Annotated in this window: 29 protein-coding genes; 9 read left to right on the forward strand and 20 right to left on the reverse strand. The window is 71.3% G+C overall.

Annotated features, from left to right (window positions below):
- Positions 1-120 precede the first annotated feature (120 nt).
- The 9 genes from ACSQ4M_RS07730 to ACSQ4M_RS07770 all read right to left on the reverse strand — a co-directional run bounded on the left by ACSQ4M_RS07730 (position 121) and on the right by ACSQ4M_RS07770 (position 7,812).
- Complete coding sequence (locus ACSQ4M_RS07730; protein WP_436189001.1) at positions 121-1,464, reverse strand: LLM class flavin-dependent oxidoreductase; 1,344 nt, start codon at positions 1,462-1,464, stop codon at positions 121-123.
- 1 nt (position 1,465) lies between these two features.
- Entirely contained in the window at positions 1,466-2,293 is an 828-nt protein-coding gene (locus ACSQ4M_RS07735; protein WP_436189002.1) for a MetQ/NlpA family ABC transporter substrate-binding protein, read from the reverse strand.
- Between the two features lie 204 nt (positions 2,294-2,497).
- Positions 2,498-3,751 (reverse strand): acyl-CoA dehydrogenase family protein, encoded by a 1,254-nt coding sequence (locus ACSQ4M_RS07740; protein WP_436189003.1) that lies wholly within the window; start codon positions 3,749-3,751, stop codon positions 2,498-2,500.
- Between the two features lie 27 nt (positions 3,752-3,778).
- Positions 3,779-5,011, reverse strand: coding sequence for an acyl-CoA dehydrogenase family protein (locus ACSQ4M_RS07745; protein WP_436189004.1), 1,233 nt, complete (start codon positions 5,009-5,011; stop codon positions 3,779-3,781).
- A 353-nt stretch (positions 5,012-5,364) separates the two neighbouring features.
- The gene (locus tag ACSQ4M_RS07750; protein ID WP_436189005.1) at positions 5,365-5,610 is read right to left on the reverse strand and encodes a hypothetical protein; all 246 of its coding nucleotides are present in this window, start codon (positions 5,608-5,610) and stop codon (positions 5,365-5,367) included.
- Between the two features lie 5 nt (positions 5,611-5,615).
- A complete protein-coding gene (locus ACSQ4M_RS07755; RefSeq protein WP_436189006.1) occupies positions 5,616-6,359 on the reverse strand; it encodes a Crp/Fnr family transcriptional regulator in 744 nt (247 codons plus the stop codon).
- 91 nt (positions 6,360-6,450) lie between these two features.
- Positions 6,451-6,864, reverse strand: coding sequence for a surface-adhesin E family protein (locus ACSQ4M_RS07760; protein WP_436189007.1), 414 nt, complete (start codon positions 6,862-6,864; stop codon positions 6,451-6,453).
- Positions 6,861-7,067: a hypothetical protein gene (locus ACSQ4M_RS07765; protein ID WP_436189008.1), complete on the reverse strand. Its 207-nt coding sequence runs from the start codon at positions 7,065-7,067 to the stop codon at positions 6,861-6,863. Before ACSQ4M_RS07765 ends, ACSQ4M_RS07760 begins: the two co-directional genes overlap by 4 nt.
- The gene (locus ACSQ4M_RS07770) at positions 7,057-7,812 is read right to left on the reverse strand and encodes a Crp/Fnr family transcriptional regulator (protein WP_436189009.1); all 756 of its coding nucleotides are present in this window, start codon (positions 7,810-7,812) and stop codon (positions 7,057-7,059) included. The genes ACSQ4M_RS07765 and ACSQ4M_RS07770 overlap by 11 nt, the downstream gene beginning before the upstream one ends.
- Positions 7,813-8,084: 272 nt before the next feature.
- Here ACSQ4M_RS07770 and ACSQ4M_RS07775 point away from each other — a divergent pair, with 272 nt between their 5' ends.
- Complete coding sequence (locus tag ACSQ4M_RS07775; protein WP_436189010.1) at positions 8,085-8,210, forward strand: hypothetical protein; 126 nt, start codon at positions 8,085-8,087, stop codon at positions 8,208-8,210.
- 6 nt (positions 8,211-8,216) lie between these two features.
- On the opposite strand, the gene ACSQ4M_RS07780 is transcribed toward ACSQ4M_RS07775, so the two are convergent.
- The 3 genes from ACSQ4M_RS07780 to ACSQ4M_RS07790 form a co-directional block, all read right to left on the reverse strand.
- Entirely contained in the window at positions 8,217-8,639 is a 423-nt protein-coding gene (locus ACSQ4M_RS07780) for a thiamine-binding protein (protein WP_436189011.1), read from the reverse strand.
- A 228-nt stretch (positions 8,640-8,867) separates the two neighbouring features.
- Positions 8,868-9,929: a cytochrome-c peroxidase gene (locus tag ACSQ4M_RS07785; RefSeq protein WP_436189012.1), complete on the reverse strand. Its 1,062-nt coding sequence runs from the start codon at positions 9,927-9,929 to the stop codon at positions 8,868-8,870.
- Complete coding sequence (locus ACSQ4M_RS07790) at positions 9,926-10,756, reverse strand: transporter substrate-binding domain-containing protein (protein ID WP_436189013.1); 831 nt, start codon at positions 10,754-10,756, stop codon at positions 9,926-9,928. The genes ACSQ4M_RS07785 and ACSQ4M_RS07790 overlap by 4 nt, the downstream gene beginning before the upstream one ends.
- A gap of 162 nt (positions 10,757-10,918) precedes the next feature.
- On the opposite strand from ACSQ4M_RS07790, the gene ACSQ4M_RS07795 reads away from it, so the two are divergent.
- The 5 genes from ACSQ4M_RS07795 (at position 10,919) to yccS (ending at position 16,513) form a co-directional block, all read left to right on the forward strand.
- The gene (locus ACSQ4M_RS07795) at positions 10,919-12,010 is read left to right on the forward strand and encodes an ABC transporter substrate-binding protein (RefSeq protein WP_436189014.1); all 1,092 of its coding nucleotides are present in this window, start codon (positions 10,919-10,921) and stop codon (positions 12,008-12,010) included.
- 160 nt (positions 12,011-12,170) lie between these two features.
- Positions 12,171-13,019 (forward strand): ABC transporter permease, encoded by an 849-nt coding sequence (locus tag ACSQ4M_RS07800; RefSeq protein ID WP_436189015.1) that lies wholly within the window; start codon positions 12,171-12,173, stop codon positions 13,017-13,019.
- Positions 13,016-13,798, forward strand: a complete 783-nt coding sequence (locus tag ACSQ4M_RS07805; RefSeq protein ID WP_436189016.1) for an ABC transporter ATP-binding protein — start codon at positions 13,016-13,018, stop codon at positions 13,796-13,798. The genes ACSQ4M_RS07800 and ACSQ4M_RS07805 overlap by 4 nt, the downstream gene beginning before the upstream one ends.
- On the forward strand, positions 13,795-14,241 hold the full coding sequence (locus tag ACSQ4M_RS07810; RefSeq protein WP_436189017.1) for a hypothetical protein: 447 nt from the start codon (positions 13,795-13,797) through the stop codon (positions 14,239-14,241). The genes ACSQ4M_RS07805 and ACSQ4M_RS07810 overlap by 4 nt, the downstream gene beginning before the upstream one ends.
- 139 nt (positions 14,242-14,380) lie before the next feature.
- The gene (gene yccS / locus ACSQ4M_RS07815) at positions 14,381-16,513 is read left to right on the forward strand and encodes a YccS family putative transporter (RefSeq protein WP_436189018.1); all 2,133 of its coding nucleotides are present in this window, start codon (positions 14,381-14,383) and stop codon (positions 16,511-16,513) included.
- 260 nt (positions 16,514-16,773) lie between these two features.
- On the opposite strand, the gene ACSQ4M_RS07820 is transcribed toward yccS, so the two are convergent.
- From ACSQ4M_RS07820 to ACSQ4M_RS07830, 3 genes are all read right to left on the reverse strand, one after another.
- A complete protein-coding gene (locus ACSQ4M_RS07820; protein ID WP_056659464.1) occupies positions 16,774-16,980 on the reverse strand; it encodes a dodecin in 207 nt (68 codons plus the stop codon).
- Positions 16,981-17,294: 314 nt separating this feature from the next.
- Entirely contained in the window at positions 17,295-17,645 is a 351-nt protein-coding gene (locus tag ACSQ4M_RS07825) for an RNA recognition motif domain-containing protein (protein WP_436189019.1), read from the reverse strand.
- Between the two features lie 118 nt (positions 17,646-17,763).
- The gene (locus ACSQ4M_RS07830) at positions 17,764-17,973 is read right to left on the reverse strand and encodes a hypothetical protein (protein ID WP_436189020.1); all 210 of its coding nucleotides are present in this window, start codon (positions 17,971-17,973) and stop codon (positions 17,764-17,766) included.
- Between the two features lie 82 nt (positions 17,974-18,055).
- Here ACSQ4M_RS07830 and ACSQ4M_RS07835 point away from each other — a divergent pair, with 82 nt between their 5' ends.
- Positions 18,056-18,226, forward strand: a complete 171-nt coding sequence (locus ACSQ4M_RS07835; protein WP_436189021.1) for a hypothetical protein — start codon at positions 18,056-18,058, stop codon at positions 18,224-18,226.
- On the opposite strand, the gene ACSQ4M_RS07840 is transcribed toward ACSQ4M_RS07835, so the two are convergent.
- Positions 18,213-19,202 (reverse strand): LysR substrate-binding domain-containing protein, encoded by a 990-nt coding sequence (locus tag ACSQ4M_RS07840; protein WP_436189022.1) that lies wholly within the window; start codon positions 19,200-19,202, stop codon positions 18,213-18,215. The two genes, ACSQ4M_RS07835 and ACSQ4M_RS07840, sit on opposite strands and share 14 nt — an antisense overlap.
- Before the next feature lie 127 nt (positions 19,203-19,329).
- Here ACSQ4M_RS07840 and ACSQ4M_RS07845 point away from each other — a divergent pair, with 127 nt between their 5' ends.
- Positions 19,330-19,719 (forward strand): RidA family protein, encoded by a 390-nt coding sequence (locus ACSQ4M_RS07845; RefSeq protein WP_436189023.1) that lies wholly within the window; start codon positions 19,330-19,332, stop codon positions 19,717-19,719.
- A complete protein-coding gene (locus ACSQ4M_RS07850) occupies positions 19,716-20,333 on the forward strand; it encodes a nitroreductase family protein (RefSeq protein ID WP_436189024.1) in 618 nt (205 codons plus the stop codon). Before ACSQ4M_RS07845 ends, ACSQ4M_RS07850 begins: the two co-directional genes overlap by 4 nt.
- Positions 20,334-20,407: 74 nt before the next feature.
- On the opposite strand, the gene ACSQ4M_RS07855 is transcribed toward ACSQ4M_RS07850, so the two are convergent.
- The 4 genes from ACSQ4M_RS07855 to ACSQ4M_RS07870 form a co-directional block, all read right to left on the reverse strand.
- Positions 20,408-21,382, reverse strand: a complete 975-nt coding sequence (locus ACSQ4M_RS07855; protein WP_436189025.1) for an ABC transporter ATP-binding protein — start codon at positions 21,380-21,382, stop codon at positions 20,408-20,410.
- Entirely contained in the window at positions 21,379-22,371 is a 993-nt protein-coding gene (locus ACSQ4M_RS07860) for an ABC transporter ATP-binding protein (protein WP_436189026.1), read from the reverse strand. Before ACSQ4M_RS07860 ends, ACSQ4M_RS07855 begins: the two co-directional genes overlap by 4 nt.
- A 73-nt stretch (positions 22,372-22,444) precedes the next feature.
- Entirely contained in the window at positions 22,445-23,332 is an 888-nt protein-coding gene (locus ACSQ4M_RS07865; protein WP_436189027.1) for an ABC transporter permease, read from the reverse strand.
- Positions 23,329-24,339: an ABC transporter permease gene (locus ACSQ4M_RS07870; protein WP_436189028.1), complete on the reverse strand. Its 1,011-nt coding sequence runs from the start codon at positions 24,337-24,339 to the stop codon at positions 23,329-23,331. Before ACSQ4M_RS07870 ends, ACSQ4M_RS07865 begins: the two co-directional genes overlap by 4 nt.
- Positions 24,340-24,517 lie beyond the last annotated feature (178 nt).

Genomic DNA, 24,517 nt, shown 5'->3' on the forward strand with positions numbered 1-24,517 from the left:
CTGGGCGCGCAGCCGCCGCCTGCTGCAGCTACCTGCTGCAGCAGCAACATCGCGCCGGAGGCCGGCGCGCCACGGCGGCTTTGGCCTACAAAACCGCTGCGTCTGCGGCGCCGGCCTGCGTCAGGCCGCCCTGCGCGTGGCCGCACGGCCGGCCGGGAACGGCAGGCCCAGGTGTTCGCGCAGCGTGCGGCCGCTGTAATCGGTGCGGAAGATGCCGCGGCGCTGCAGCAGCGGCACCACGCCGTCGACGAAGTCCTGCAGCCCATCGGGCAGCGCATCGGGCATCAGGTTGAAGCCATCTGCCGCGCCGGCCTCGAACCACAGCGCGATGTCGTCCGCGATCTGCTCGGGCGTGCCGACGATGATGCGGTGGCCGCCGCCGCCGCCCAGTTCGCGGATCAGCTGGCGCACCGTGAGGTTCTTGCGCCGCGCCAGCGCGATGGTCGCGGCGAAGAAGGTGTGGTTGCCGTTGCCGCCGGCCGGCACCGCCAGGTTCTCGGGCAACTGCCGGTCCAGCTGCAGGCGGTCCGGCGTGGTGCCCAGCGTGCCGGCCAGCCGCGTGAGGCTGTAGTCCCAGGGAATCGCGTCGATGAAATCGTCGCGGCGGCGAATCGCCTGGGCCTCGGTGGCGCCGATGAAGGTGGTCAGCCCGGCCAGCACCTTGACCGCGTGCGGGCCGCGGCCCAGCGCGGCGGCGCGCGCGTTGAGCGCACGGCTGTAGGCCAGCGATTCCTCCAGCGACTGCGAGGCAGAGAACACCGCCTCGGCATGGCGCGAGGCCAGTTCACGCCCGTCGGCCGAGGCACCGGCCTGCACCAGCACCGGCCGGCCCTGCGGCGAGCGCGGCAGCGTCAGCGCGCCCTGCACGTCGAAGAACTCGCCGTGGTGCGCGATCGGGTGCACCTTGGCGGGGTCGATGAAGCGGCCGGCGGCCTTGTCGCCGATGAAGGCATCGTCTTCCCAGCTGTCCCACAGCGCCTTCACGACATCGGTGAATTCCGAGGCACGGGCGTAGCGCCGGCCATGGTCGGGCACGGTGTCCAGGCCGAAGTTGCGGGCCGAGGCCAGGTCGGCCGTGGTCACCACGTTCCAGCCGGCGCGCCCGCCGCTCACATGGTCCAGCGAGGCGAAGCGCCGCGCGATGTTGTAGGGCTCGTTGTAGCTGGTCGAGGCCGTGCCGATCACGCCGATGTGGGTGGTCGCCGCGGCCACGGCGGTCAGCAGCACGGTGGGCTCCAGTGCCGTGATCGGGCGGAAGTGGATCTGGTCGATGATGGCCGCGTTGTCTGCCAGGAACACGGCGTCGAGCTTGCCGCGCTCGGCGGTCTGCGCCACGCGGATGTAGTGCTGCACGTCGATGAAGGCACGCGGATCGGCCTCGGGCGTGCGCCAGGCCGAGGGCACGAAGCCCGAGTGCAGGATGTTGACGTTCAGGTGCAGCTGGCGCGGGGGATGGCTGGCCATCTCAGTCCTTTCTGAAGTAGTCGGGCAGCCGGTAGCCGGCCCAGGCCGGGTTGGCCTGGAAGACCTTCTGGAACTCGGGCGCGCGGTAGGCGGCCGCGATGTCCTGCGCGAATTTGGCGCTGGCATTGCCACGCTTGACGGCCACCACGTTGACGTAGGGCAGCGTCATGTCCTCCAGCTTCAGCGCGTCGGTGAGCTTCAGGCCCGAGGCCACGGCAAAGTTGCCCTGCACCGCGGCGATGTCGGCATCGGCCAGCGAGCGCGGTGCCTGGGCGGCGTCCAGCGGCACCAGCTTGAGCTTCTTGGGGTTGGCCACGATGTCGCGTTCGGACACCGTGAGCGGGTCCACGCCAGGCTTGACCTGCACCCAGCCGGCGGCGGCCAGGATGTTCAGCGCGCGCGCCGCGTTCACGGGGTCGGCCGGCAGCGTCACGGTGGCGCCGTCGGGCACGGCGGCCAGCGTCCTGTGCTTTTGCGAGTACAGGCCCATGGGCGGCGTGGGCACATGCACCACCGGCACCAGGTCGAAGCCCTGGCGCTTGTTGGTCGCCTCCAGGTACAGGCTGTGCTGGAAGATGTTGGCCTGGATCTGGCCGCGCTCGACCGCGTCATTGGGCTGCACGCCCTGGCTGAACTCCACGTACTTGATGGTGTAGCCCTGCTTTTCGAGCTGGGGCGCGATGCCCTTGGCGAAGGCGTCGCGGTAGGGGCCGGGCATGAAGCCGACCGACAGCTCGGTAGCGGCGGCTGCCGTGCTGGCCAGCAGGGCGCCGGCGAAGGCGGCGAGGATGAGGCTGCGGCGTGCGGCGCCGTGCGTGAGAGGTGGCATGGGAACTCCTTGGAAGCGCCGCACTCTAGGGGCGCCGTCCGTGCCGGCCAACGAAGATTTGCGCGCTTGGATATCTGCGGCGCGAGCAAGCCAGCGCCTGGCGGCGCACCGCGCGGAAGCGCCCGTCCCAAAAGCAGCGCCTGCGGCCGTGAATGAAGAAAAGCGCATGAGCACATGCGCTTTTCTTGCTTGGCCCGCCGCCCGTCAGAACGCGCCGGTGGTCGGCGGCGGCTCGCCCTTGAGGTGCCAGGCACCGGCCGCGGCGGCCTTCCACTGGCGCGGGTTGTGGTTGGCCACGGTGCGCGCGTTGCGCCAGTGGCGGTCCAGGTTGTGGCGCCGGTCGGTGGCCGAGGCGCCGCCCACGTCGAACGCGAGTTCCGAGGCCTTCAGCGCCGCGGCCACCGCGAAGTGCTGGGCCTGGGCGATCTCCACCGAGGCGCGCGTGAGCGCCTGCTCGCAGAGCTGTTCGGCCCAGGCCGCGTCCAGCGCGGTCGCGGCGCGCAGCACCGTGGCCTCGGCCGCATAGGCCTGCGCCGCGATCTGGCCCACGGCCTCGCGCACATAGGGATCGTCCACCGAGGCCTGGGCGCTGCTGTGGCGGATCGGGCGCGCATGCTTCTGTGCGAAGTGCACCGCGTCGGTCAGCGCGTTGCGTGCGATGCCGGCCTCCACGGCGGCCAGGATCAGCTGGTACAGCGGCGTGACCGGGTTGCGCTTCTCGCGCGAAAAATGGCCCGAGCGCACCTCGTCGGCCCTGACATGCGTGTCGATGAAGCGCGTGGTGCCGCTGGCCGTCAAGCGTTGGCCTGCCGTATCGAAGTCGTCCACGAGTTCCACGCCCGCGCGGCCGCGCGGCACGAAGAAGGCGGTCTCCTTGCCGTCCTCGTTCAGCGCCAGCGAGGTGATCCAGTCGGCGTAGAGCGCGCCCGTGCTGTAGTACTTGGTGCCGTTGACGCGGTAGTGCGCGCCGTCGCGCAGGATGCGGGCGGCCGTGGCGCCGTGCGCGCCGCCGCGCTCCAGCCCGCCGTTGCCCAGGATCTGGCCCTTCAACAGCCGGCCGAACCAGAGCTGGCGCGCGGCCTCGTCCTGGCCGGCCAGCAGGCTCTCGATGAAGCCGTAGTTGGGCCGCAGCGCCTGCGCGGTGTTGGAGTCCACGGCCGCCAGCTCGACCAGGAAGCGCACCACGTCGTGGATGGAGCCGCCCGGCCCGCCATAGGCCTTGGGGATGCGGAAGGTCAAGAGGCCGGCTTCTGCGATCTGGCGCACCAGCGCGTAGGGCAGTTCGCGTGCGCTCTCGCGCGCGGCCGCACCCTCGGCGACCTGCGGCAGCAGGGCCTGGGCGCGCGTGAACAGCAGGGCCACGTCGCCGGCCGGCGGCAAGGCCTGGCGCAGCGGCGCGGGATGGGGGTTGGCGGTGTCGGCCAGCCGGGGGCTGGCGGGTTCTGCGAGGGAGCTCATGCGGGGGGGCTTGGGAGGGGAGGGGAATCAGGCCGTGCCGACGCGGTAGTAGGTCGGCGGCGGCGTGCGGTTGACGGCGTAGTCGCCGGCCTGGCGCTCGCGGTAGACGCGCGGGTTGTGCGAGGCGATGGTGCGTGCGTTGCGCCAGTAGCGGTCCAGACCGGCCGGACGCAGGGCGGCCGAGGCGCCCAGCGCGTCGAACAGCTGGGTGCTGGCGTCCAGCACCAGCTGCGTGACCACGGGCACGGCCTGGTCGACCTCCACATGGGCCAGCACGTTCGCCTGCTCGCGCGCGGCGGCCTCCAGCGTGCGCACTTGCGAGGATTGCCAGGCCTGCTCCAGCGCGCGCGCCGCCTGTTGCACGATGGCGTTGGCCGCGTAGGCCGCGCCGTGCACGCGGCCCACCACCTGCAGCACCTGTGGGTCCTGCGCGCTGCGCCCGGCGTTGGCATGGCTGTAGGTGCGCGTGCGCTCGCGCACGCGCTGGGCCAGGTCTTCGGACAGCGCCCGCGCGATGCCGGCCAGCGAGGCCAGGTGCACGAGCTGGTAGTAGGGCGAGGAGTAGGGGAAGCGCGCCTTGGCCGGATTGACCCAGGCCGGCGCGATCGCCACCTCGTCGAAGTGCGCCGTGCCGCTGGCCGTGAGCGCCTGGCCGAAGCCGTCCCAGTCGTCGTCGACCCGCACGCCGGCGGCCTTGCGCGGCACCAGCACCAGCGTGGGCTGGCCGTCCTCGTCGTCGGCCGCGGTGTTGATCCAGTCGGCGAACAGCGAGCCCGTGGTGTAGAACTTGCGGCCCGACAGGCGCAGCTGGCCTTGCGCGTCGCGCGTGAGTCGGGTGGAAAAGCTGCCGACCTTGGCTTCGCCCGCTTCGGAGAAGCCCGAGCCGATGGTCTGCCCCTCGGCGATCCTGGCCAGCCAGTGCGTGCGGAAGTCGGTGAACCCGGAGTTCAGCACGTCCTCGGTGAAGCCGAAATGCGCGCGCAGCGCGTTGACCACGTTGGTGTCGGCCGCGCCGAGTTCGACCAGCAGGCCGAAGAACTCGGTCAGCGTGGCGCCCGCGCCGCCCTGCTCGACGGGCAGGCGCAGCTTTCCGAAGCCTTCGGCGCGCAGCCAGTGCAGTTCTTCGTGTGGCAGCCGGTGCTTCAGGTCGCGCTCCACCGCGGTGCCGCGGATGCGCTCGAACACGGGGCGAAAGCGCTGGGCCAGGGCCTCGTAGCGGGGGCTGGGGGCGGCGCCCCAGGCGAGGTGGTGTTGGGTCATGGTGTCCGTGCACGAAAGGCCGTGGACCAGCCAGTGTGCCGGCGCACACCGCGCGCCGGTAGAAGCGTTTCGCGCTTGCTAAGACGCGCTGCGCATATGGGCGCGGCCTGCCCGGCCCGGCCCGCCAGGCCTCAGAAGCTGTGAATGAACCGATCGCGGCCACGACGGGGTGCGCCGGGCCACAGGCGTAGGCGCAGGCCGCCGCCCGGGCTGGTGCCCGGGCAAGGCCTGCAACGCCCGCATGTGGATCGGCGCGCCCCGGCCCGAAGGGCGAGGCCTGGGGTGCAACGATGGCGATGCAAGCCGGCTGTCATCGGGCCTCGCGTGGTCGTGAGGGGTTCGTTCACAGCTTCTCAGCCGCCCACCTCGCGGTGGACCGCTGCACGCACCGCCGCCACAGAGGCCTGCAGCCCGGGCACGAGGTCCAATGAATCCAGAGCCAGCAGGAACACCGGCCCGTTGAGCCGCCGCGCATCGTGCATGCCCATGAGCCGGTCCAGCAACTCGTCGGCCAGCTGGCGCAGTTCTTCGGACACCTCGGCCTGCGCCAGCGCCTGCCGGCAGCGCACCAACTCCATGCGGGTACGCGGGCTGTGCATGCCGGTCAGGCCACGCCGCTGCCGACCGCCCGCGACGCCGTGGGCGGGTTCAGGTACAGGTAGTCGGGCTTGAACTGCCCGGCCTGGGCCAGGCCCTGCGGGTCGAGGATGTGCACCTGCGCGAAGCGGATGCTGCAGAGTTCGCGTTCGCGCAGTTGGCGCACCACGCGGTTCACGTGCACGTTGGTGAGCCCGCAGACATCGCCGATGTCGGCCTGCGTCATGGCCAGTTCGAAGCGCTGGCCGTCGGAGCGACCGATGGCCAGCAGGCGTGCGTTCATCTCGCACAGGAAGTTGGCCACGCGCTGCAGCGCGTTGAGGTTGGCCAGCCGCACCACCCATTGGCGGTGCGTGGCCGCATCGAGCAGGGTGGAGAACCACAGCCGGCGCGTGAGGCGCGGGTGCTGCTTCTCGATGCGGCGCAGCGCCTCGTGCGGGAACACGGCCACCGTGCTGTCGGTCAGCGCGCCCACGGCGTGGTCCAGCTGCTTGAGCGCGTAGGCATGCAGGTCGACGAAGTCTCCCGGCACATGGATGGAGACGAGGTGGCGCCGGCCGTCGCTGGCGTCCACGTGCCGCGTCATCAAGCCTTCCACCAGCAGGGTGCTGGTGCCCACGGTGGCGTCCTGGCGCACGACGATCTGACCGGCGGCGTAGCTGCGGGTGTGCGAGATGGCATTCTCGAGAACGGCACGTTCTGACTCGGTGACATCGGCACTGCGGTTGCGTAAAACGTTCTGGGTCAGCATGGCAAGTCTGGGCGGCGCGATGGTCGGCCAGGAGCTTGCGATGCGCATTAACGTGGGTTAATTTGCACCGGATTTGTTGCGAGTCCGCCCCTCACGGGCTGCACGCCGCCTGCACGACCCGGTCGCGCGGGTTGGGCTCGAAGCCACGGAACTCGACGGCGCGCCATGTCGATTCCGGATAGTCCAGCCGGGCGCCGGGGTCGCTCCAGAGCGGCGCGTTGTAGAACTGGCTGCTGAGGAAGCGGGCGACGCGTGCCTCGCAGTCGAAGGCGACCAGGCCGTGGAACGCGCGGAAGCGGATGCCGTCCGTGCTGGTGCGCTCCTGGCTGCGGCTGACGCGCACCTCCATCACGCGCTGCGGGCCGTCCTTGCGCACGAACAAGGGGTTCACCTGGATCGTGTCGGCCAGCGGGTCTGCAGGGTCGCCGGCCACGGTCAGCCACGGCGTGGCGGCGGCCTGGGCCACCGAAAGACAGGCGCACAACGCCCAGGCGTGCAGCTTCAATCGCGCAGGCCGTCCCGCTGTCGGGAGGCTTCCGCGCGGGCCTGCCTGGCGGCGGCGCGCAGGCTGTCGGCGGTCTGCTCGGCCGCGTCGGCGGTCATCGTGATGGCCACCCCATCGGGACCATCGAGGATCACCACGCCGTCTTCGGCGCTGGCCTGCCCGGCGTCTTCACAGGGTTTGAGGAAGCGGGGTTCATCGGACATGCGCATCTCCCATGTGGCCGGCCACGCGCAGCGCCATGGCCGGTTTCAGATACAGATAGTCTGGTGCGAACAGGCCTGTGGCGGCCAGCCGCACCGGATCGTGGACCACCACCTGCGCCGCGCGCCAGCTGCACAGCTCCATCTCGCGCAGCTGGCGCAGCACCCGGCTGACATGCACGTTCGTGAGGCCGCAGACCTCGCCGATGTCGGCCTGCGTCATGGGCAGCGGGAAGCGCTGGCCATCCGATTGCCCGATGGCCAGCAGCTTGGCGTTCATCTCGCACAGGAAATGCGCCACGCGCTGCAAGGCGTTGAGGCTCGCCAGGCGCATCACCCACTGGCGGTGCATGGCCGCGTCGAGCAGCGTCAGGAACCACAGGCGCCTGGCCAGCTGCGGGTGGCGCGCCTGGATGGCGTCGAGCGCGCGATGCGGCACCACCGCCACCGTCACATCGGTCAACGCGCCCACATCGTGGTCCAGCTGCTTGAGCACGTAGGCGTGCAGGTCGACGAAGTCGCCCGGCAGGTGCACGGCCACCAGGTGCCGCCGCCCGTCGGCCGCATGCACATGGCGTGTCATGAGACCCTGCACGAGCAGGGTGCTGGTGTCCAGGGCACGGCGCTGGTGGACCACGGTCTGGCCTGCGGCGTAGGTCTGCGTGCGCTCGATGGCGTTCTCCAGCACCGAACGCTCCTCGTCCGTGAAGTCTTCGGTGCGGTTGCGCAGCACATTTCGGGTCAGCATGGCGGTACCTCCAGATCTTTGGGCAGAACGGCGCGCGCCGCATTAACCTGGGTTAATCGCGCCCGGTGCGGCCCAGTCTCGCGTGCGCGCGGCGCGGTGTCTGTCGGCGAGCAACCACGCGCACGGTCGCGCGCTGGCCTGCAGGGCATCCGTTGGATGTCCATCCCGCTGGGTGGCGACCTACGCCCGCCCCGAAGGCCCGGGCGCAAGGTCGCAGGACGGCACCGGTCCTGCCCGCCGGCACCGCAGGCCACCCCAAAGAAGGAGATGCCATGCAAGACCTCGAGACCCTCGCCATGCAGATGCGCCAGGCCTTCGCGTCCGGCCTTTCGGTCCGGATGCCGCTGCTGCGCTTTCGCGACCTCGACATCCTGCTCGAACTGCTGGCCGACGACTGATCCGGTTCAGGGGCGGAACTTGCGGACCAGGTCTTCGACGCGCGGCCCGCCGGCCTCGGCGCCGCTGGAGACCTTGATGATGCTCAGCGTGCGCTCGGCACCGGCTTGCAGCGTGGCCTGGTGCACGGCCTGCAGCAGCGCCCAGACCTTCTCGGGCGGGCCTTCGACCACCGTGCCCAGGCCGTGCACCTCGTAGCGCAGGCCCGAGGCCTGGATCACGGCGATGGCCGCGTCCACATGCTTGTAGCGGTCGCTGGCCGTGCCGACCGGCCGCGGGATGACCTGGATCTCGGCCAGCATGTGGCCGGGCGGGGTGACGGCGGCGGGTGCGGGTGCCGGTGCCTGCTGGGCCCAGGCCGCGCCGCAGGCGAGCAGGCAGAGCAGGGCCAGCCGGAAACTGGGGCGGCGCGGGAGCGTTGGAAGTGCCATGTGCAACTCATGCAGAAGGCAGGTCGGCGCGCATGCGGGGCCGCGATGCCGGCGCGAGAAGAGACAGGCCGGCGGACCCCTGAACGTGCTTCCCTGCGCGAGGATTACCTCAATCAGGTTCGAAGGGACTCTCTCAGTCGGCAGGCCTTGCGGCCGGGCCAACACCCCCAGCGTTCGCACACGCAGGCGGACCGGCGTGGCGGGCGCGATTGTAGGCAGGGCCTGGCCTCATAGCGTGCGCAGGAAGGCCACGAGCGCGGCCTGGTCTTCGGCGCTCAAGTCCAGTGGGCGGATCAGCGGCGAGATCCGCGCCGCATGCGGGTACAGCGGCCGGGCCGCCTCGGCTGCGTTGCGCGCCCAGACCTCGCCGCCGCCGCGCATGTAGAAGTGCAGTACGCCCTTGAGCTGCGCGAAGAGGCCGTTGTGCATGTAGGGCGCGGACTGTGCGACACGGCGCAGGCTGGGGGTGCGGAAGGCGCCCGTGTCCTCGGCCCGGCCACTGATGCGATGGCGCCCAAGGTCCTCGGCCGGCTCGCCGAAGGACGACAGGCGCAGGTTGTGGAACAGGCCGTCGCTGAGCCAGGGGCCGTGGTGGCAGTTCACGCAGCGCGCCTTGGTGCGGAACAGGTGCAGGCCCTGCAGCTCCTGCGGCGTGAGCAGGCCGCGCTCGCCGCGCAGGAAGCGTTCGTAGCGCGTGGGTGCGGCATCGCTGCCGATCTGCAGCACGTGGGCCGCCAGCGCCTCGCCCAGCGTCTCGGGCGTGAGCGAGGCCGCGGGGCCGGGGAGGGCCTGCAGGCGCGCCAGCACGGCCTGCACCGAGGCATTGCCCATTTCGTCGGGATCGGTCAGCGGCGCCAGTGACTGCGCGGCCAGGGTGCGGCCGCGGCCGTCCCAGCCCCATTGGGCATGGGCAGCGGCCTGGCGCAGGTCGGGCGGGTTGCGCCGGCCGCGGCGGCCGTCGATCCCCGTGGCGACGGGCAGGGCCACGCTCCAGCCGCGGGCCGGGTCGTGGCAGCTGGCGCAGGCGATGCGGCCCGAGGCCGACAGCCGCGGGTCGGCGAACAGCGCGCGGCCCAGCGCGGCCTGGGCGCGTTGCCGCGGCGTGGGCGGCGGGGCATCGGGCAGCGGGCCCAGTTCGACGAAGGCCACACCAGGGTCCACCTGCGCGGCGGGCCAGCCGGAAACCGGGCCCCGGTAGGCGACCAGCACCGAGTCGTCGGCGGCCTGCAGGCACTGGCTGATCGCCAACAGTGCGAGCAGGGCCGTGCGCCGCCAGAGCCGGGACCTCAATGGCAGTCCGGCCCGATCTGGTCGAAGTAGGCCTCGTAGGCCACGTTCGCAGCCCAGCGCTGGTTGCGCTCCTGCCAGGCTGGCGCGCGGCGTTCGGCGGCCACGGCCTGCTGCAGGGCCTGCAGCGCCTGTGGCCGCGCCGTGGAGGCCAGCAGCAGCAACTCGGCCGGCGCGGCCGGCGGCAGCGTGGCGGAGAACTTGTGCCACTCCTTGCGCTGGAACAGCGCCTGCAGCTGGGCCTCGTCGTGCAGCGCCGCATCGCAGGCACCGGTGCGTACCTGCACCAGCGCCTGCGCGGGCGCATCGAACAGCTGCAGCCGTGCACCGGCACGCTCGGCCAGCGCCTGCGCGCCCTGGTGCGCACGCGAGACGCAGACGGTCTTGCCGCGCAGCTCTTCCCAGCGGCGCAGCGGCTGGTCCGAACGCATCGCGGCGGCCGTGCCGGAACGGTAGCCCGTGCGCAGCGTCTCCAGGCCGCTGCGCGCCGCCGCGGCCAGCGGCTCGCGCACGAGCACGGCGTCGACCTGGCCCTGGGCCAGCGCAGCGGCGAAGGCCTCGGGCGCCAGCGGCACGAACTGCGGCGCCGCGCCCAGGCGTTCGCCGAGCGCGCGGGCCAGCGCGAGCTCGTGGCCTTCCTCGGTGTAGGCGCGCGTGGAACTGTGCAGCGGCATGGCGCTGGCGAGCACGCCGATGCGCAGCTGGGCCCAGCGGGCCGGTGGCGGCTCGGGCAGCACCAGGGCCCAGGCGGCCGCAGTGGTCACGGCGGCACAGACGAGCGCGAGCAGCCACACGGGCGCACGCTGGAAGAAACGGGGGATGGCTTGCACGGCGGCATTGCAGCACCGGCCGCGGCGCGGACCAACTGCGCAATGCGCAGATGCATATGCGAAATGCGCCGTTCACAAGCCGGTCCGCGCTTCCAAGAATGCGGGCCGCACGCCAGGCCGCCGGTCCGGTGGCCCGTTCTCCTTCAACACCACGGAACACGCATGAACGACGCTTCCTCCACCTCCCTGCGCCGCAGCGTCCTGCGGCGTCCGCTGCACGCATTGGCCATCGCGCTGGGCCTGGCCCTGGGCGCCGGTGCCGCCACCGCCGAAGTGCTGCCCGAAGTCAACCTGCAGCTCTCGCCCTGGACCGTGGTGGCGCGCGAGAAGGGCTTCTTCAAGCAGGAGTTCGACAAGATCGGCACCAAGAGGATCAACCTGATCGCCACCAGCACGGCCGAGCTGATCGGTGCCGAGAGCGCGGCCGTGGGCGGCGGCAAGCTGGCCATCGCGCAGCGCATGATCTACCCGGCCACGGTGCACCGCGCCAACGGCCTGGACGGCGTGGTGGTCTGGGTCTCCGAGCCCTCCAACCGCTACCGCGCGCCCATCCTCGCGCGCGCCGACAACGACAAGATCAACAGCGTGGCCGACCTGGACGGCAAGAAGTTCGGCAGCAGCCGCATCAGCTGCTACTGGTCCTCGCCGTTCGAGACGCTGACCAAGGCCGGCCTGCCGCTGGACTCGCGCGAGAAGAAGGGCCGCGTGCGCTACGAGTCCATCGACAACGGCTCCGTTGTGGTCTCGGGCATCCTCTCGGGCGCCATCGACGCGACCGCGGCCCACCTGGCCTCCGGCGCGTTCACGGGCGCCTGGCTGGCCGGCAAGCTCAAGGTCGTGGGCCGCTCGCCCGACGACGGCGTCTACGTGAACAACGCCGGCCGCGTGACCTACTTCGCGCGCCGCGAGTTCGCCGAGAAGCACCCCGAGGTGGTCAAGGCCTTCCTGGCCGCGCGCGAGCGCACCTCCGAATGGGCCGCCGACAACGTGGATGAGGCCGCCAAGATCATCGCCAGGGAAACGCGCGTGCCGATCGAGGTCGCCAAGTTCCAGATCACCCACCGTGGCGAGTGGGAGTTCATGGCCGGCGAGCCCAACGCCGACAAGGCGCGCCAGGCGGTGAAGACCTTCCGCGACTGGTACATCGCCAACGGCGACGACATCCTGTCCGAGCGCAAGCTGACCGACGCCCAGGTCGATTCCTTCATCGACGGCCGCTTCTTCGTGGGTGGCTCCCACACGATTTACCGATGAGCGCCGCGCTGGGCCGCCCCGAGCAAGCTCGCTCCCCCTCGGGGGGCAGCGAACCTCGCGCAGCGGGGAGCGTGGGGGCCGCAGTGAGCGCCGCGCTGGGCCGCCCCGAGCAAGCTCGCTCCCCCTCGGGGGGACAGGCCGCAGGCCGAAGGGGGCATCAATGAGCGCCGCGGCTGAGGTGATCGGCGCCGTGCAGGCGCCGCCCCAAGCGCCGGCAGGGCCGGGCAAGCTGCGCCGCGCGCTGGGTGGGGGCGGCTGGATCGGCTTCATGCTGCCGCTGCTGGTGCTGGCCTGGTGGCAGACCGCGGTCTCGCTGAAGTGGGTCGACAAGGTCTTCCTGCCCGAGCCCATTGCCGTGGTCAAGGCCTTCTGGACCATGCTGACCACGCAGAACCTGCTGCTGGACTTCGTGGTCAGCCTGAACATCGTGGGCCAGGCCTTCCTGTACGGCAGCCTGCTGGGCGTGGGCCTGGGCATCGCGGCCGGTCTGTCGCAGAAGGTCGAGCGCTTCTTCGGCCCGACCTTCGACACCATCCGCCACATCCCGGGCATCGCCTGGTTTCCGCTGATCGTGCTGTGGCTGGGCCTGGGCGCGCCGGCCAAGATCCTCGTGATCGCCAAGTCGGTGTTCTTCCCGGTGTTCCTCAACACGCTGCAGGGCATCCGCAGCGTGGACAAGAACTACGTGGAACTGGCCGAGGTGCTCACGCTCTCGCGCGGCCAGTTGGTGCGCAAGGTGATCCTGCCGGCCGCCACGCCCAGCATCATGGTCGCGCTGCGCTATGCCGCGGGCCTGGCCTGGGCGCTGGTGGTGGTGGCCGAGGGCCTGAGCGGGCTGGAAGGCCTGGGCTTTCTGATCTTCCGCGCGCAAAGCCTGCTCATGACGGACCAGCTGCTGGTCTGCATGGCGGTGATCGGGCTGATCGGCTTTGCGATCGACCGTGGCATGTACGCGCTGCAACGGCGTGTGCTGCGCTGGAAGCAAGGGTTCGAAGGAGCGGCCAAATGAGCAAGGGGCAGCTGCAGATCCGCGATGTGTCCAAGAGCTACGCCGTCGAGGGGCGGCCGCGGCTGGACGTGCTGCAGCACGCCGGCTTCGACGTGGCGCCCGGTGCCTTCGTCTCCATCGTCGGCCCCAGCGGCTGCGGCAAGTCCACGCTGCTGCGGCTGATCGCCGGGCTCGACCGTGACTACAGCGGCGACATCCTCGTGCACGGCGAGCGCATCGCGGGCGCCAGCCTGTCGCGCGGCATCGTGTTCCAGGACCACCGGCTACTGCCCTGGCTCACGCTGGAGCAGAACGTCGGCCTGTCGCTGCTGAACTCGCCGTGGCCCGAAGCGCGCAAGCAGCAGTCGGTGCGCGAGCACATTGCGCTGGTCGGCCTGTCGGGCTTCGAGAAGGCCTACCCGCACCAGCTTTCGGGCGGCATGGCGCAGCGCGCGGCGATCGCGCGTGCGCTCGTCAACAAGCCCGAGATCCTGCTGCTGGACGAGCCGCTGGGCGCGCTGGACGCGCTCACGCGCATCCGGCTGCAGGAGGAGATCCAGCGCATCTGGCGCGTCGAGGGCGTGACCATGATCCTGGTGACGCACGACGTGGACGAGGCGCTGTTCCTGTCCGACAAGGTGATCGTCATGAACTCGGGCCCGGGCCGCATCGTGCGCGAGCTGGACGTGGAACTGCCGCGCCCGCGCGACCGCGCCGGCGCGCGCTTCGCCGAGTACAAGCGCGAGATCCTGTCGGCCATGGGCGAGTACCAGCGCGCGCCGGAGGCCGCCGTCGCATGAGGTGGGCCGCGGCGCTGGCGCTGTGCGGCGCACTCGCGCAGGCCGCCCCCGCCCATGCGGTGGCGGCCGCGCCCAGCGGCGACCTGCCCGACCTCGCGGCCGAGAAGGCGCTCGTCTATGCGGGCGAGTACGTGCGGGCCATCGAGCGGCTCGAAGCGCGCGCCCGTGAGGTGCAGCACGCCGAGATCTACAACCTGCTGGGCTACAGCCAGCGCCAGCTGCGCCGCTACGACGATGCCGCGCGCAGCTACCAGGAGGCGCTGTTCTTCGACGGCAGCTACCGGCCCGCGCTGCAGTACCAGGGCGAGCTGTTCATCGCCACCGGCGACATCGCCGGTGCGCGGCGCAACCTGGGCTACCTGCGCATCGTCTGCGGGCCGCCCGGCTGCGCGGAGATCGACAGGCTGGCCGCGGCGCTGGAGAAGGCCGGGCACAGGCCCTGAGGCGTGCACGCGGTGTGCAAGAGGCCGCGACGCTTCGCGATAAGCTCTGCGGCTTGTCCCGCCCCGTCCGCACGCCATCGATTCCCTGCCAGGCCGGTGCCTTCGTCCGCGCCGCCCTCCGCGCACGGGGCCCGCGACGATGAGCGCGCCGGGCCTGGACTGGCGCGTCACCTGGAGCCGCGCGCGCAACCACGAGGGCGTGGCCCGGGGCGTGCGTGCCTTCGTGGCACTGCTCTGCGTGCTGCTGCTGGGCTGGTGGGCCGGCTGGGAGAGCAGCTTCATGCCGGCCATGCTGGGGGTGATCGCCAGCGCCCTGGCCGAAACCGACGACGGCTGGCGCGGCCGCCTGCGTGCGCAGTTGCTGACGCTGGTGGCGTTCGCGGTGGTCGGCGTGGCGGTGCAGGCCAGCCAGCCGCTGCCGCTGCTGCAGGCCTGGGTGCTGGCGGCCGCGGCGCTCGCGCTGACGCTGGTCGGCGCGTTGGGCGAACGCTACCGCGCGGTGGCATTGGGCGTGCTGGTGTTCGCCATCTACATCGCGATGCTGGGGCACCAGGGCCGGACCGACCAGGCCCTGGTGCTGCTGTTGCTGGGCGCGACCTGGTACGGCGTGGTCTCGGTGCTGTGGGCGGCGCTGCTGCCGCGCGCCACGCTGCGCCACCGCATGTCGCGCCTGTATGCGCTGCTCGGCGAGCAGCTGCGCCTGAAGGCCCAGCTGCTGGAGCCCGTGCGCGACGTCGACCTGGCCGGGCGCCGCATGGCGCTGGCCCTGCACAACGGCCGCGTGGTGCTGGCGCTGACCGCCACCAAGGAGAGCCTGTTCAGCCGTCTGCAGGACGGAGAGGGCAAGGGGGACGGACCGCGCCCGGTCTGGCTGCAGCTGGCGATGCGCCAGTACCTCGCGGCGCAGGACATCCACGAGCGCGTGAACTCCTCGCACGAGGACTACGGCCTGCTGGCCGAGTCCCTGTTCCATTCGGACGCGCTGTACCGTTGCCAGCGCGTGCTGACCCAGCTGGGCGCCCAACTGCTCAAGTTCGCCGAGGCGATCGCGGCGCGTGGCAGCCCGGTCCACACCGGCAGCACCGCACGGGCCATCGAGGACATGCAGGCCGCCATCGCGCACCTGCTGGCCGGCCCGCTGCCGCAGCAGAGCGGCGCGGCGCGGGCGCTGGGCGCGGTGCAGCAACTGGGCCGCAACCTGACCGCGATGGCCGGCGTGCTGCCTGCGCTCGAACAGCCGTTGCAGGGCGGGGCTGGCGAGACGCTGCACGACCGTGGGCCGCGCGACTGGCGTGCCGCCTGGCAGCGCGTGCGCGCGCAGTTGCACGGGCAGTCGCCGCTGCTGCGGCACGGGCTGCGGCTGGCGCTCACGCTGCTGCTGGGCAGCGCCATCGTGGCGATGACGCGCGACCCGCATGGCTACTGGGTGCTGCTGACCATCGTCTTCGTGAGCCAGCCGCGCTATGCCGACACGCGCCACCGCATGGTCCAGCGGGCCACCGGCACGGCGCTGGGCCTGTGCCTGGGCTGGGCGGCGATCCGCCTGTTCCCCGCCACGGTGCTGCAGTCGGCCCTGCTGGTGGTGGCCGGCGGCCTGTTCCTCGGCAGCCGGCACACCCACTACACGCGGGCCACGGCCTCGGTCACCGTGCTGCTGCTGCTCAGCTTCCACCAGGCCGGCATGGGCGACGGCGTGATCCCCACGCGCATGCTGGACACCGTGGTCGGCGGCGTGCTGGCCTGGCTCGCCGCGTGGCTGGTGCTGCCGAACTGGCAGTCGCGCCAGTGGCCGCAGCTGGCCGAGCAGGCCCTGCGCAGCCAGGCCGAGTACCTGCAGGAAATCGTCGCGCAGGCGGGCACCGGCAAGCAGGACCACCTGGCCTACCGGCTGGCGCGGCGCAACGCCCACAACGCCGACGCGGCGCTGTCCAACGCCTACGCGGCCATGCTCAAGGAGCCGGCCCATGCGCGGCGCCTGTTCGAGGCCTGTGGCCGCTTCCTGGTGCTGTCGCACACGCTGCTCAACTACCTCTCGGCCCTGGGCGCGCACCGCGGCGTGCTGGCGGACGCCGGGCAGGATGCGCTGCTGCGCCGCGATGCGGCGGCGCTGGGTGCGCAACTGACCGCGCTGGCCGCGCGCATGCGCGCGCCGCAGGGGGAGCTGGCCACCGCGCCCGTGCCGGGCGCCGCGACCCAGCCGCAGCTGGCGCTGGCCATGCAGCTGCTGCCGCAGCTGCAGCGCGAAGCGCAGGGGATGTTGCCGGTGGCGTGACGGGCGTGGCGCGCGGCCAGGTCCGCCGGCCCGGGGCTCAGAAGCTGTGAATGGACCGATCGCGCCCACGACGGGGTGCGGCGGGCCGCAGGCGCAGGCGCAGGCCGCCGCCCTGGCTGGTGCCAGGGCAAGGCCTGCAACGCCCGCATGCGGCTTGCCGTGCTCCGGCCCGAAGGGCGAGGCCCCTGACGCTGCGATCACCACGGACACGCACGCTCATCGGGGCCTCGCGTGGGCGTGAGGGGTGCGTTCACAGCTTCTCATTCCAGCGTGAAGCCGACCTTCAGGCCCACCTGCCAGTGGGCCACCTTGCCGCCGACCACGTGGCCGCGGGTCTCGGTGACCTGGAACCACTGGATGTTGCGCACGCTCTCGTGCGCCTTGGCAATGGCCGTCTGCACGGCGTCTTCGATGCCCGTGGGCGACGAGCCCGTGAGCTCCAGTGTCTTGTAGACATGGTTGGACATGGTGGGTCTCCTGGTGGTGGTCGAGGGGGCAGTGTGCGGCAGCGGCGCGCACGATGAAAGCCCGGGCCTTCGCGGACAGCGCGCGCAGGGCGCCGGCGCACGGATGGCGGGCGCGACCGGCGCGCGGCTGTCGGGCATGCGGTTCTCCAATGTCCACGGGCTGGGGCACCCGGGCTGTCCTCGGGCCTGTGGGCCGGTGCCGCGGCCTTGGCGGGGGGGGCGCCGCCGCCGCTGGCCGTGGCCGGCACATCCCGCGCATCGCGCCAAAAAAAACCGGCCCACGAGGGCCGGTCTTTCAGAGGAGCGTAGCGGGCTCAGTAGCGGCCGCCGCCGTAGCCGCCGGTGCCATAGCCGATGTCCGAGCGCTTGCTCGCGGTGTAGCCACCCGTGCCGTAGCCGCCCGAGCCCCCACCCGCTTCGCGGGGGCGAGCCAGGTTCACGACAATCGCGCGTCCATCGACGGACACGCCGTTCAGGCCGGTGATGGCGGCCTGGGCGACCTCGGCAGAAGCCATCTCCACGAAGCCGAAGCCCTTGGAGCGGCCGGTTTCGCGGTCCATCATGACCTTGGCCGAAGAAACGCTGCCGAACTCGGCAAAGTTGCTTTCCAGGCTGGAGTCGGTCACGGAATAGGGCAGGTTGCCCACGTAGATCTTGGTGCTCATGGCAAGAGCCTTTCTGAAGGAGGGTGCGCAACGAATGGCGCGCCGTTGCAAGGCCGGCGTGCGGATCGGGCGTCCGCAGCAACCGGCAAGAAGGGGTGGGACCTGCGGCAGCAGATCTTCAGCACACAGGGGGGTGCGGCATGCACGTTTGCAGCCAGCCCTGGGTGACTGCAAAAAGCCGGGCGCCTTCGCGCGAGGCGAAGGATCTGTCGAAACGGAAGACGCGGCAGTAGCTGCCGTTGCCCTGGGAGCGGTGGACCGAGAAGGAGGCGCGGTAGCGGCCGCAGTCGGTCTGGTGTGTCGCGGGCGAAACGACGTACTTGCCCATGGAAATGCCAGTGTTTGGAATCTAGTTCATTCGGGATCGCAGGCTTGAGCCAAGCTGCGGAGCCATCAGGAAACGCGGTTGGGTGCAGCTCGACAGACCAACAGGCGACAAGGTCGCAAAGGATGCCCGCGAGCGCAATTCATGCCTGCAGGCGTTGCAGTGGTTGCACGAATTCAAGCTTCATGCCGGCAACGCGCTGGATGATATCACCATTTTGCATTTAAGTTGTATTTGTTATTTTATTTGGTTTTAAAGAGCGGCCGATTCAAGCCGGCAGGCCCTGCCGAAGACACTGGCGCGCGCCCCGGCGCTGGCCGTCCGCCAACCGGCGCATGCACGGCCAGCAGCGCCACGGTCCAGTCGATGAAGGCCCGCAGCTTGGCGCTCACATGCCGGTTCGGCGCGTAGGCCAGGTACAGCGGCATGGGGTCGAGCCGCCAGTCTTCGAACAGGGGCACGAGTTCGCCGCTGGCACGGTGCGCCTTGGCCAGGTACTCGGGCAGCCAGAGCACGCCCAGGCCGGCCAGGCCGGCTGCGAGGTAGGCGTTGCCGTCGTCGACCGCGAAGGCGTGGCGGCCCCGGACGCGAATCTGCTCATCGCCACGCTGCATCGCGTACGGGAAGGTCTTGCCACCGCGCGCCCACAGGAAGCCGACGATGCGGTGGTGCGTGTCTTCCAGCATGCGCGGGTGGTCGGGGCGCCCGGCCAGTGCCAGGTAGCCGGGGGCGGCGTACACGCCCAGCTGCAGGTCGGCCACATGGCGTGCCACGAGCGAGGGGTTGGCGATGCGGCCGCCGCGCAGCACGCAGTCCACGTTCTCGCCGATCAGGTCGACCACGCGGTCGCTGACGCCCATGTCGAGCTGGATCTCGGGGTAGCGCGCATGGAAGTCGGGCAGCGCAGGCACCAGCAGCGTGCGCGCGAGCGGGCTCGGCACGTCCACGCGCAGCCGGCCGCGCGGCGCGGCGGCGGCGCTGGACAGGCTGGTCTCGGCGTCGTCCATGTCGGCCAGCAGGCGCACCACGCGCTCGTAGTAGGCCGCGCCATCGGCCGTGAGGTGCACGCGGCGCGTGGTGCGGTTCAGCAGCTTCACGCGCAGCCGCGCCTCCAACTGCTGCACGAGCTGGGTGACGCTGGTCTTGCCCATGTGCAGCGTGTCGGCCGCCTTGGTGAAACTGCCGGCTTCCACGACGCGGGCGAAGGCCTGCATCGCATCGAAACGGTCCATGCGTGCTCCAGTGGAGTCGGGGATTGTTCGGAGTTTACGAACAGTGGTGGGTGGACTAGCGCGTTGATCGCGCGGGCGCGGCTTCCTACAGTCCTTCCATCCTGAACCCATCCACCAAGGTATTCCCATGGCACAACGTGACGTCGTCTTTCCCGCCGGCCGCCAGGCGCTGTACGAGCGCAACCGCTACTCGCCCGCCGTGCGCTCCAACGGCTTTTTGTTCGTCTCCGGCCAGGTCGGCAGCCGCGAGGACGGCTCGCCCGAACCCGGCCTGGAGGCCCAGGTGCGCCGCGCCTTCGAGAACCTCAACGCGGTGCTGGCGGCCGCCGGCTGCAGCTTCGCGGACGTGGTCGACGTGACGGTCTTCATCGTCGACCCGGCCGAGAAGTTCGAGCGCATCTGGGCCGTCGTGCCCGAGTACTGGGGCGAGGCACCGTTCCCCAACATCACCTGCGTGGGCGTGACCTGGCTCTACGGCTTCGACTTCGAGATCAAGGTGGTGGCGAAGCTGCCGTGACCGCTGCGGGGGGCTGCGGGCCTCCCAATGCCTGCGCGAGGAAGTCCACCAGCGCCGCGACGCGGCGGCTCGGCGGGCCGCCCGGGTGCACGGTGCGCCTGGCCACCACGGCGCCGACCTCGTTCAACCTGCAGAACTGGCGCTTCATCGCCGTCCGCACGCCCGAGGCCAAGGCGCGGCTACGCAAGCTCGCCTGGGACCAGGCCAAGGTGACCGACGCCGCCGTCACCTTCATCGTCGTCGGCCAGCTGGCCGACCACCGCGTGCTGCCCGAGCGGCTGGCGCCCGCGGTCGCGGCCGGCTTCATGCCCGCGGCCATGGTGCCGGGCTGGGAGGGCGCGGCCAAGAGCCTGTACCACGGGCAGCCGCAGCGCCAGCGCGACGAGGCGGTGCGCACCGCCACCTTCGGCGCCGGCACCCTGATCCACGCCGCGCAGGCCATGGGCCTGGGCACCGCGCCCATGATCGGCTTCGACGCCCCGGCCGTGGCCGAAGCCTTCGGGCTGGCGGGCGACGAGCTGCCGGTGCTGCTGCTGGCCGTGGGCCATGCCGCGCCCGAGAACTGGCCGCGCAAGCCGCGCCGGCCGCTGGCGCAGGTGCTGTCGCTGGTCTGAGCCTGCACGGCTGAACTGCACACGCCCGATGGACGCACGGGGCCCACGGGCCGAGCGCGGCCGGCCTCAGGACCTCAGGCCAGGTGGCAGGCCGCCCAGTGCCGCTCGCCCATGGGGCGCGCCACGGGTGCCTCTTCGCGGCAGCGCGCCACGGCCTGCGGGCAGCGCGTGTGGAAGCGGCAGCCCGTCGGAGGATTCGATGGGCTGGGCGGGTCGCCCTGCAGCACGATGCGCTGCGTGCGCGCCGCACCGGGCCGGGCCTTGGGTGCGGCCGAGACCAGGGCCTGGGTATAGGGGTGGCGCGGTGTCTTCCAGACCGCGTCGCGCGCGCCGTGCTCGACCACCTGGCCCAGGTACATCACGGCGATGCGGTCCGACATGTGCCGCACGACCGACAGGTCGTGCGAGATGAACAAATAGGACACGCCGAACTCTTCGCGCAGCTCCAGCAGCAGGTTCAGCACCTGGGCGCGCACCGAGACGTCGAGCGCCGAGACGGCCTCGTCGCAGACGATGAGCTCGGGCTGCAGCATGAGTGCGCGCGCGATGCCGATGCGCTGGCGCTGCCCGCCCGAGAACTCGTGCGGGTAGCGGCTCGCCATCTCGGGCCGCAGGCCCACGCGCGCCAGGGCCCAGGCCACGCGCTCGCGCTGCTCGGCCTCGTTGCCGCGCTGCTGCACGACGAGCGGCTCGCGCAGCGCGCGCTCCACGGTCTGGCGCGGGTTCAGCGAGGCATAGGGGTCCTGGAACACCATCTGCAGCCGCGCGCGCAGGCTGCGCAGCGCATCGCCTTCGAGCGCGGCCAGGTCCTGGCCGTCGAACCAGAGCCGGCCGGCGGTCAGGGGCGTGAGCCGCATGGCCACGCGCGCGACGGTGGACTTACCGCAGCCCGATTCACCCACCAGGCCCAGCGTCTCGCCGCGTTCCACATGCAGGTCCACGCCGTCCAGCGCCTGCACGGTGCCGCCGGCTGTGGGGTAGTGCTTGACGGCGTGTTGCAGCCGCAGCAGCGAGGTCGCGGTCTTCGGTAGTTCGGCGACGGCGTTCATGCGGCGATCTCTTCAAAGTGCCGGCGTTCCAGCGGATGGTGGCAAGCCACCGGGTGCCCGTCGAGCCTGACAAGATCCGGCCGCGTCTCGCGGCACAGCGCGGTCGCCTGGCCGCAGCGCGGCGCGAACGCACAGCCGGCCGGCATCTCCAGCAGCGAGGGCACGGTGCCCGCGATCTCGGGCAGGCGCGTGCCGGGCGGCAGTTCGTCGATGGCCAGCGAGGCCAGCAGCCCGCGCGTGTAGGGGTGGGCCGGCGCGTCGAACAGCTCTCGCACTGTGGCCTGCTCGACCACGCGGCCCGCGTACATCACGGCCGCGCGGTCGGCCACTTCGGCCACCACGCCCAGGTCGTGCGTGATGAGCAACAGGCCCATGCCGCGCTCGGCCTGCAGGCGTTGCAGCAGCTCCAGGATCTGCGCCTGCGTGGTCACGTCCAGGGCCGTCGTGGGTTCGTCGGCGATCAGCAGGTCGGGCTCGCAGGCCAGCGCGATGGCAATCACGGCGCGCTGGCGCATGCCGCCCGACAGCTGGTGCGGGTGGTCGTGCGCGCGCTGTGCGGGCGAGGGGATGCCCACGTGCGCGAGCAGTTCCACGGCCTGCTCCCAGGCCTCGCGCCGGCCCACGCGGCGGTGCAGCCGGATCGCCTCGACGATCTGCCAGCCGATGGACAGCACGGGGTTCAGCGCCGACAGCGGCTCCTGGAAGATCATCGAGATGCGGTTGCCGCGCAGCGCGCGCAGGCCGGCCTCGGGCAGCGTGGTCAGCTCGGTGCCGTCGAAGCGGATGCTGCCGCCCGTGATGCGGCCCTGGCCTCGGGGCAGCAGCCGCAGGATGGAGTAGGCGGTGACGGACTTGCCGCTGCCGCTCTCGCCGACCAGGGCCACGGTCTCGCCGCGCTCCACGCGCAGGTCCACGCCGTCGATGGCGCGCACGGTGCCGGCCCGCGTGTCGAACGAGGTCTGCAGGCCCTTGACTTCCAGGAGGCTCATGGTTGCACCCTTCGGCCTTCGGCCTGTCCCGCCAAGCGGGAGCGAGCTTGCTTGGGGCGGCCCGGCGCGGCGCTCATCGTTTTCTGAGGTGGGGGTTGAGGGCGTCGTTGAGCCCTTCGCCGAGCAGGCTGAAGCCCAGCACGGTGACGACGATGGCCAGGCCAGGCAGGCCGCAGATGTACCAGGCGTCCACCACCTGTTCGCGGCCGATGCCGATGATGGTGCCCCAGCTCATCACGTTGGGGTCGCCCAGGCCCAGGAAGGCCAGCGCGGCCTCGGTCTGGATCGCATGCGCGATCGACAGCGTGGACACCACCACCACGGGCGGCAGCGCGTTGGGCAGGATCTGCGTGAGGATCAGCCGCGCATGGCCCGTGCCCAGCGTGCGGCTGGCCAGCACGAACTCGCGCTCGCGCAGCTGCAAGAATTCCGAGCGCACCAACCGCGCCGTGGGCGGCCAGGACACGATGCCGATGGCGAACACAGCCGTGGCCACCGAGGGCTTGAAGATCGCCACCAGCACCACGGCCAGCACGAAGTTGGGCACGGTCTGGAACAGCTCGATCACGCGCATGAGCACGGCATCGACCCAGCCGCGGAAGTAGCCGGCCAGCGCGCCCACGGTGATGCCCACGCAGGCAGAGATCAGCGTGCTGACCAGGCCGATCATGAGCGACACGCCGGCGCCCGAGACCAGGCCGGTCGCCAGGTCGCGGCCCATGAAGTCGGTGCCCAGCGGGTTCTGCGCGTCGTCGCCCGGCCACAGCATGGGCGCGCCGCTCATCTCCCAGGGGTCGCCCGGGAACCAGCTGCGGCCCAGTGTGGCGACGGCCACCACGCCGAGCAGCAGCACGAGGCCCAGCACGGCGGAGCGGCTGGCCAGCACCCTTTTTGCGAAGTCCAGCGTGCGGTGCCAGGCTGTTGCCGGACGCCCGGGGCTGGTGTTCCAGACTGCGCTCATGCGTGCGCTCCCCCGGCCAACTGCACGCGCGGATCGAGCCAGGCGTACAGCAGGTCGACCACCACGTTGATCAAGGTCACAAGGATGGAGCTCAGCAACAGGATGCCCAGCAGCAGGTTGAAGTCGCGCGACATGATGGCCTCGAACGCGAGCCGGCCGATGCCGGGCCAGTTGAACACCGACTCCACGAGCACCGCGCCGCTCAGCAGCGAGGCCACCTGGTAGCCGACCATGGTCAAGAGCGGCAGCAGTGCGTTGCGCAGCGCGTGGCGCACGGTGATGCGCAGCTCGCCTGCGCCCTTGGCGCGTGCGGTGCGGATGAAGTCCGCGCCGTACAGCTCCAGCATGGAGGTGCGCACGAGCTTGGTGTAGACCGCCAGGTAGAAGGTCGACAGCGTGAGCGCGGGCAGCAGCGCATGGCGTGCCACGTCCAGCACCCAGGCCAGGCCGCTGTGGCTGGCGCCCAGGTCGACCATGCCGCCCGAGGGCAACCAGCCCAGCCGCGCGGAGAACAGCACCATGGCCATGAGTCCGAGCCAGAAGGTCGGCAGCGCATAGGTCAGCAGCACGAAGACCGAGACCACGTCGTCCACCCAGCCGTGCACGCGCACGGCCGAAACCACGCCCAGCAGCACGCCCAGCGCCAGCGCGAAGCCGATGGCCGAGCCCATCAGCAGCAGCGTGGCCGGCATGCGCTCGAGGATGAGCTCGAGCACCGGCATGTTCTGGCGGAACGACCAGCCCAGGTCCAGCGTGGCCACGCTGGTCATGTAGTGCCAGAACTGCACGCCCAGCGGCTGGTCCAGCCCGAAGCTGGCGCGCAGCTGCGCCATGTACTCGGGCGTGGCGGCACCGGCCTCGCCGGCCAGCACGTCGACCACGTCTCCGGGGGCCAGCTGCAGGATCAGGAAGTTCAGCAGCGCGATGCCGAACACCACCGGCAGCACCTGCAGCAGGCGCCGGCGCAGGAAGCCGAGCAGGGGTGACTTGGATCGTAAGAGGGCCATAGCGACGGCTTTCAGCCTTTGCCCGCGCCGCACAGCTTCGGGCCGCAAGCCGCGGTTCCGAAGGCCGCGGAGCAGGCCATGCCAGCAGACGCCGCGGAACTGGCTCTGCCAGGCCGCTGGCGGCGCCCCCTGGAGGGGGTATTGGTGGCCACACGAAGTGGAGCAACCAAACGGGGGT

The sequence above is a fragment of the Pseudorhodoferax sp. LjRoot39 genome, assembly GCF_964253035.1.
Classification (GTDB): domain Bacteria; phylum Pseudomonadota; class Gammaproteobacteria; order Burkholderiales; family Burkholderiaceae_C; genus Pseudorhodoferax.